Origin of the sequence: Acidisphaera rubrifaciens HS-AP3 (assembly GCF_000964365.1) — a bacterium.
Lineage (GTDB): Bacteria > Pseudomonadota > Alphaproteobacteria > Acetobacterales > Acetobacteraceae > Acidisphaera > Acidisphaera rubrifaciens.
This window is the reverse complement of record NZ_BANB01000281.1, coordinates 1-7,223: the sequence shown is the minus strand read 5'-3', so window position 1 is coordinate 7,223 and position 7,223 is coordinate 1. Positions and strand designations below refer to the sequence as shown.

At 65.7% G+C, this 7,223-nt stretch carries 7 protein-coding genes; 3 read left to right on the top strand and 4 right to left on the bottom strand.

Translation table 11 applies throughout. The annotated features are described in order from the left end of the window. Positions 1-774 (top strand): ATP-binding cassette domain-containing protein (locus B8460_RS09405; protein WP_148360482.1); only part of this gene is annotated, 774 nt, incomplete at its 5' end. A 123-nt stretch (positions 775-897) separates the two neighbouring features. Beyond that, positions 898-2,028 (top strand): protein NO VEIN domain-containing protein, encoded by a 1,131-nt coding sequence (locus tag B8460_RS09400; protein ID WP_148360481.1) that lies wholly within the window; start codon positions 898-900, stop codon positions 2,026-2,028. Here the strand turns inward: B8460_RS09400 and B8460_RS09395 are convergent. The 4 genes from B8460_RS09395 to B8460_RS09380 form a co-directional block, all read right to left on the bottom strand. Next, positions 2,004-3,470, bottom strand: a complete 1,467-nt coding sequence (locus B8460_RS09395; protein WP_199445595.1) for a DNA cytosine methyltransferase — start codon at positions 3,468-3,470, stop codon at positions 2,004-2,006. The genes B8460_RS09400 and B8460_RS09395 overlap by 25 nt on opposite strands. A gap of 90 nt (positions 3,471-3,560) precedes the next feature. Beyond that, on the bottom strand, positions 3,561-4,055 hold the full coding sequence (locus B8460_RS09390) for a very short patch repair endonuclease (protein ID WP_084623426.1): 495 nt from the start codon (positions 4,053-4,055) through the stop codon (positions 3,561-3,563). Positions 4,056-4,228: 173 nt separating this feature from the next. Then, on the bottom strand, positions 4,229-4,537 hold the full coding sequence (locus B8460_RS09385; RefSeq protein ID WP_048861333.1) for a hypothetical protein: 309 nt from the start codon (positions 4,535-4,537) through the stop codon (positions 4,229-4,231). Between the two features lie 157 nt (positions 4,538-4,694). Next, entirely contained in the window at positions 4,695-5,819 is a 1,125-nt protein-coding gene (locus B8460_RS09380; protein WP_084623423.1) for an OmpA family protein, read from the bottom strand. Between the two features lie 208 nt (positions 5,820-6,027). Between B8460_RS09380 and B8460_RS09375 the strand changes: the two genes are divergently transcribed. After that, positions 6,028-7,223: CaiB/BaiF CoA transferase family protein (locus B8460_RS09375; protein WP_052945197.1), on the top strand; the 1,196-nt coding region annotated here is incomplete at its 3' end.

Here is a 7,223-nt window from a genome sequence, read left to right as displayed (position 1 = left end):
GATCCCCCCGCCGCGACACCCGGCACCGCGAAGCCGGGCACCGCGAAACCGGGCACCGCGACATCCGGGGCCGCGCCGGCCGAGACGCGCGGCGCGCGGGCCGCCCGCGGCAGCGCCCTGCGGTTCGAGGGCGTGAGCTTCGCCTGGCCGGGGCGCGACGCGGTGCTCGACGGGCTGACGCTCGACGTGCCGGAGGGGGCACAGGTCGCCGTGCTCGGCCCGTCCGGCGCCGGGAAATCCACCCTCGCCGCCCTGGCGCTGAAGCTCGCGGCACCCACGCGCGGGCGGATCCTGCTGGGCGGCACCGACATCGCGACCCTGCCGGCGGCCGAGGTGCGGGCGCGCATCGGCTGGCTGGCGCAGGCGACGCATCTGTTCGACGACACGGTGCGCGCCAACCTGCTGCTCGCCCGTCCCGACGCCGACGAGGCGGCGCTGTGGGCCGCGCTCGAATCCGCCCGCATCGCCGAGGTGGTGCGCGCCCTGCCCGACGGGCTCGACACCTGGGTGGGCGAGGGCGGCGCCCGCCTGTCCGGCGGCCAGGGCCGCCGCCTCGCCCTCGCCCGCACCCTGCTTTCTCCCGCCCCGATCCTGATCCTCGACGAACCCGCCGCCGGCCTCGATGCCGAGACCGAGCGCGCCTTCCTCGAAACCCTCGCCGAGAGCACCGCCGGCCGCACCGTGATGCTGATCGCCCACCGCCTGACCGGCGCCGAACGCCTCGACCGCCTCTACCGCCTCTCCAACGGCCACGCGGTGGCGGCGGCGGGGTAGCGCGGGGGCGCAAGAGGCCTAGCAGTTTTCTAACGAATTGATGGGCCCCTACGGGCAAGCGCGCCGCTCCTGCACGCCATCTACAATACACTATGCACAGTATAACGGGCGGGGAATCAAGCTGTGCCGACGGTCAGAGCCATCAAGCGCCTTTCAGCGAGTGACTGCACGCTCTTCAAGGGCGTGTTCCGCGCCATTAACAAAGGCAATCAGAAAAGCATCAATCTAAACGCGGATGTTTTAACGGGGCGGCTTTATCCCGGATTGCCGGCCGCGGCCGCGGCGACCAACAACGAGATTGCATTGGCGCTGACGATATACGGACCTGATGCCAAGGAAGCACATAAACTCGCGCGAAAGATAATTAAGACAGCCAGCTATAAGAATTGGCGGCTCAACGGCGAATTTATACCAGGGCCGCCCAACGATCCTGCCCGCTACGATGGAATACAGCCGGGCGACCTTGCAATCATGTCATTTACGGGTGAAATCGCGCCGCGGACGCTCGACCTCATCCTCGTCAGTCGCTTATCGCCGACTGACGCCGCCCTTCATATCTCGCTGGAGAAGCTTTTCGGCGACGGCGGACGAAGCATGATTGCTGTCACGCCCGCTCAGATCACCGAGGCTGCGGACGCTGCCTCTGTTATGGCCTCGCATCCGGTGTACATTGTCGCCGCTGACGCAGACATGGAGACCGCGCTTGAAGATGCGGCCCTGGGTGGGCTCGAAGGAACGTCAAAGCTTCTTCAGAACAAACGCAATCGCCTTATCTCTGCCCAGGATCTCGCTGCCGCAAAAGCCAGGGCCGGCGCTATCGGAATGGACGGCGAAGGTCTGATCGACACACTGCTGGCAGCACAGACGATAGCCGGAAAGCTAGCGAATTATCGGTGGGTCGCTTCGGAGAATGCCATTGCTCCATATGATTTCGAAACACTCACTCCGTCCGGCGAGAAAATCCTTATTGACGTCAAGACGACAAGCGGACCCTTTGAAAACGTGATTCATCTTTCCATCGCTGAGATCATACAGGCTGCTGATACCATTCCGTACCGCATCTACAGAGTGTTCGATTTGAATGACAATGGCGGCTGGCTACGGATTTCGGACACCATAAACTTATTGGCTAGGCGTCTGAAGGCTCTTCACGAAAATCATATGCCGCCCGGCGTCCGCGTCGATGGCTTCTCGATCGCAACGTCAGCAATGACATGGTGCGAAAGCATCTACGTTGAGCGGCCTGACGAGTAAGGCGGCGCCGCATTACTCACCGTAAGCCGCTTCGCTGCTTCTTGCAGGGTGTCTCTGATGATTTCGGCAAGACGTGCTGCCATTAACGGAGGAACCGCATTACCAATCTGCCGAAACGCCGCATTCATCGCGCCCTGGAATAAAAAGCCATCGGGAAAGGATTGAAGCCTCGCCGCCTCACGCACGGAAATCGTGCGCGCCTGAGCGGCATCCCAGTGGATATGCGAATACGTGTCCTTACCGATATGGGCCATCAGGGTCCGAACAGGCCAGTCAGGCCGGAGCTTCCACCACCTGTTGGGAAACTTAGTGACGTCGTAAGGCGGAACGATACTGGCAAAGAGCTTCTCAAAATCTTCTGTGTTGGGCCGGATACCGCGCCGCTTGGCCTCACGCTGCGCGATGCGCACGGCGGTAGCGTGCGCCTCCGGGTATTCTGCACCCTGCCTCATTTCAGAAAAGACCATATGATCCCGGGGCAGATAGCGAATTACGTGATCCCGAGGACCGCCGTTGGCTTCGAAGCCGGGCCATTGCCGCATCGCAAGTTGATAGGGCGTCGGCTCGGCTCTGCCGTGGTAATCAACAGCTTTATCAAAACGGCGGGCACCGCGTCGGACACTGGTACCTTTGATCGGCGGCAAATCGCCGATTGCGTCTTCGGCAGTGACCGGGCCTGGCAGACTTTCATCACCTAGATCGGGTTGCACGTAGCCCGCGCCTCCCAGGAGGTCGACATAGCGAAGAGCGACAGCGCGTGTCCCTGCATAGCCTGGTGGCAAAACCATGAAATGCGTGGCCTTTGGAAAGCGCACCTTAACAAGCAACTCCTTTCGGTAGGCGATCAGAAACACGCGGTCTCGCATCTGGGGGACGCCATGAAAGACTGTGTTTATCAGGCTGTACCGCGCGCTGTATCCGAGATCATCAAGCGCCTCGACCATCTCCTCAACAACGTTGTGGCCTCCGTAGTGCAGAATATCCGGGACGTTCTCCATTAGAAGCGCAAGAGGCTGGAAAGCCTTCACATAAGCGAGGTATCGAAGAAACAGATTGCCGCGCGGGTCAACTTTGTACGCGACAGGATGATCGGCCACTTCCCGAAGTTTTGCTCTGCCAACACGGGCATACGCTTGGCACGGAGGCCCCCCTACCAGCACGTCGATCGCATCTTCCACATTGCCTAGCGACAACTCTGCTGCGACCTCAGACGGCTCGGCGCGCGTCATATCTCTGGGACGGCGGTGGAGGGCGATGAGGTCGGGATCTCTGCCATGGAAGTTCAGCGCATGAGTGAATGCAGGAATTGGCTCAATCTCAAGAGCCCCAGCTATATCGAAGCCGGCTCGCCGGAACCCAAGCGAAATGCCGCCGGCACCGGAAAACAGATCGAGAACCCTGGGCCTGCCGCCAGAGGCCAGTCTGCTGAGGCGGCGGAACACGGCGGGGTTCGAGACTCGAGGTCGTGCAACAGCATCCATTAAGCACCTCCCGCCAACGCGACTCGAAAGGCACCGCGTCGCGACTACGCCCTACCGTACTAAGCTAGGAGAGTGCATGGAAACATCTGCAAGTCGGTTAAGGCGTTCGTCCCCGCGCAGAGGCCCGGGGGTGCCCAGGAAAGTGCGAAACTGCTCGGCTAGATGACCGCCAGCAAGTTCGCATTCCCAGACAACAAGCACCTGCCACCCGGACCTGCGGAGGGCAGCAAGGTTCCTTTCGTCTCTGGTAACGGTTGCGCGGAACTTATCCTCCCAGAAATCGCGCCTTGCGACTGGCGTTGTTGCCCGCGGACACCCTGGATGCCGGTGCCAGAAACAACCGCGCACATCAATGATTTTGCGACGTCCAGGAAACACGATATCGGGGCGGCCGGGAAGCGTGGCCGCGTGCAGCCGGTATCGATAGCCCATCGCGTGGATGATACGTCTGACCGCAAGTTCGGGCTTGGTATTCTTCCCGCCGATTGCCGCCATGTTGCGGCGCCTAGCTTCACTGATAACCTCAGTGGCCTGCTGTCTGGGCATGGTGTAGCCAGCGACATCGGAAGCACTGCCCGCCATCGCTTTCGCCCTAGCTCCGCCTCTTGCCGATCCGCCCTCGTTCATCCAGTCGACTGGCACCCTCGTTCATCCGGCCGACTGGTACATGTAAGTTTGGCAGATTCCGCCGCCGCCCGGGAAGGCGGTACGCCCCCCCCTCAGGGTCCGGTGCGGCCGTTCATGAAGGTGCCCTCGAGTTCCATGCGCAGCGGCACGCCGCTGTCGGCGAAGCCGTAGCCGAGGGCGGCGTGGCCGGTCGGCAATGGCGCGGGCGTGGGGGCGGGCGCGAGGGCCGGGACGCGGGCCGTGGACGGCGGATCGATCGGTGGCAGGGTGCCGCCCGCGGCGTCCGGCGCGCGGAACGACAGGCCGAGGCCGCCGCTCATATACACGCCCTGCACCGGCTGCGCCCGGGCCGCCCCCGCCGGCAGCGCGGCGGACAGGACAAAACCGGCGGCGAACAGCAAGGGGGCAACCCCGCGTCGGGCAGGCACGGCAACAGGGGGAGAGACGATGCGCCACATGCCGCCATCATGCCCCATCCGGCGGCGACACTGAACAGGCAAGAAAAAAGCCGACGCATTGTTCATGCGCCGGCTTCCTTCAGCGTGTCGGTCGAGACGACTACTGGATGATGATCTCGACGCGGCGGTTCTGCGGCTCGCGCACGCCGGGGCCCGTGGGCACCAGCAGATGCGTCTCGCCGAAGCCTTGGATGCTGATCGCCGAGCGGGGCACGCCGTCGCGGACGAGTTCCGCGGCGACGGCCTGGGCGCGACGCACCGACAGGCCCTGGTTGTAGCGCGGCGTGCCGGACGTATCCGTGTAGCCGTTCACCTCGATGCGGGTGTACTGCACCTTGGTCGAGTTGTCAGCGGCTTCGCGGATGATCTGGCGGGCGCGCTCGGTCAGGTTGGCCTTATCCCAGTCGAAGAACACCAGGTAGCTGCGGGCCGGAGCGGCGACCGGCGCGGGGGCCGGGGCCGGCGGCGGCGGCGGCGCGACGTTGAACGCGTAGCGCAGCCCGACCAGGATCGAGTGATTCAGGTCGTTGCCGAACTTCACGTTGCCTTCGTGGGTGTTCACGCCCGCGGCGTTCGTGGTGTAGCCGCCCACGGCCGGCAGCGGATCGAGAAGGCCGGTGAAGCGGTATTCCACGGTCGCCGACAGACCCGGCACGGAGACGATCGGGTAGGCCAGACCGGCGATCGCCTGATAGGCGAAGCTGCCGCGATCGGCGCCGTTGGTGCCGGCCTGCGGGTAGGTCGTGCCCGGGGCCGAGACGTTGAACCCGTTCACCTGCTGGTCGAGCCAGCCGGCGCCGATGCCCACATACGGGAACACCGGCAGCGGCAGTCCGAACTGCGCCGTGTCGATGTCATAGTACAGGTTGGCCATCGCGCCGTATTTCTGCTCGTAGCCCCCACCGCGGACGGCCGCCCCGGTGATGACCTTGTCGAGGTGATTGTTGAAGTAGTCACCCTCGACCTCGACGCGGATCGGCAGGCCGAGGCCGGCGAAGCCGTAGCCGATCGCCGCCACGCCACGCCAGCCGGCATCCCAGTGCGCGCTGCTCTTGGGCGTGCCGAGGGCCGGCGACGGGTTGATGATCGTGTCCTGAAGCAGGTTGAGGCCCGCCCCCGCGCTCACGTAAAGCCCATCCACGGGCTGCGCCTTGGCAATCGGCGCGAGAGACGCGACAGTCAGGGTCGCGAGCGCCGACCCGGCGAGAAGTTTGCGCAGTTCCATGTGTCTTAAGCTCCTCCAGCGTCGTTTCCGTTCGACGCGCCAACACAACATGCCCCGTTCAACGCCGTTCTGGCAGTCCTGGACGCACGCATGTGTTGCTTTCCCATGACGTGTTGCAAGTAAGCCACTCGGCGTGTCGCCACCGGGTGGGGCCCTGCGCGCCGGGCGGTCTGTCCGACTAGTCTGTCAGCCCACGCAGGAAATAGCCATGCCGAACGGTCCGCTCTCCGGCATCCGGGTCATCGACCTCACCGCGGTCGTGCTCGGCCCCTACGCGACGCAGATTCTCGGCGATGCCGGGGCGGACGTCATCAAGGTCGAGCCGCCGGAGGGTGACCAGACCCGCGACATCGGCCCCGCCGCCGTCCCGGGGGTGGGCGCCTATTTCGCCGGCCTCAACCGCAACAAGCGCAGCGTGGTGCTCGACCTCAAGCAGCCCTGGGGACAGGCGGCGCTGCACCGCCTCGTCGCCGGGGCGGACGTGGTGGTGCACAACATGCGCCTGCGCCCCGCCGAGCGTCTGGGCCTGACGTGGGAGCGGCTTTCGGCGGTCAATCCGGCCCTCATCCTCGCCTGCGCGACCGGGTTCCGCCCGGGCAGCACGCTGGCGGACGCGCCGGCCTTCGACGACCTGATCCAGGGGCGCAGCGGGCTGGCCGCCCTGAATGCCGGGCCGGACGGGGCGCCGCGCTACGTGCCGATGGTGCTGGCCGACAAGCTCACCGGCATGACGCTGGCGCAGGCGATCACCGCCGCCCTGTTCCACCGCGCTTGCACCGGCGAGGGACAGGCGCTGCACGTGCCGATGCTGGAAAGCACCGCCGCCTTCGTCCTGGTCGAACATATGTGGGCGGGGGCGGTGGGCGAGCCGGCGCGCGGCGTCGGCTACCCGCGCATGCTGACGCCGCACCGCCGCCCCTATGCGACCGCCGACGGCCATATCTGCGTCATCGCCGCGACGGACGCGCAATACGCGCGGCTGTGGCAGGCGGTGGGCCGGCCGGAACTGGCGGCGGACCCGCGCTTCGCCACCATCGCGGCGCGGTCGGACAACATCGACCTCGTCTATGCGACGCTCGCGGCGTCGCTCGCCGGGCGCACCACCGCCGCGTGGCGCGCGGCGCTGGACGCCGCGGACGTGCCGAACGGCCCCGTCGTCACCCTCGCCGGGCTGTTCGACGATCCGTACCTGGCCGAGACCGGCTTTTTCCAGCGCATCGCGGCGGGGACGGGCGCGACGGGTGGATCGGGCGCCGCCGAGTCAGGGGCCGCCGAGTCGGGGGCTGCCGAGTCGGGGGCCGCCGAGTCGGAGGCCGCCTTTTCTGATGCGGATCGGCCGGCGGCGTTGCCGCCCGGCATGCTCGTGACCACCGCCCCGCCGGTCGCCTACGCCGCGACCCCGGC

Bases quoted from the DNA above. Each gene is read 5' to 3' on its own strand.
- B8460_RS09380 (WP_084623423.1), bottom strand. From the start codon at position 5,819: ATGGAACTGCGCAAACTTCTCGCCGGGTCGGCGCTCGCGACCCTGACT.
- B8460_RS09390 (WP_084623426.1), bottom strand. From the start codon at position 4,055: ATGCCCAGACAGCAGGCCACTGAGGTTATCAGTGAAGCTAGGCGCCGC.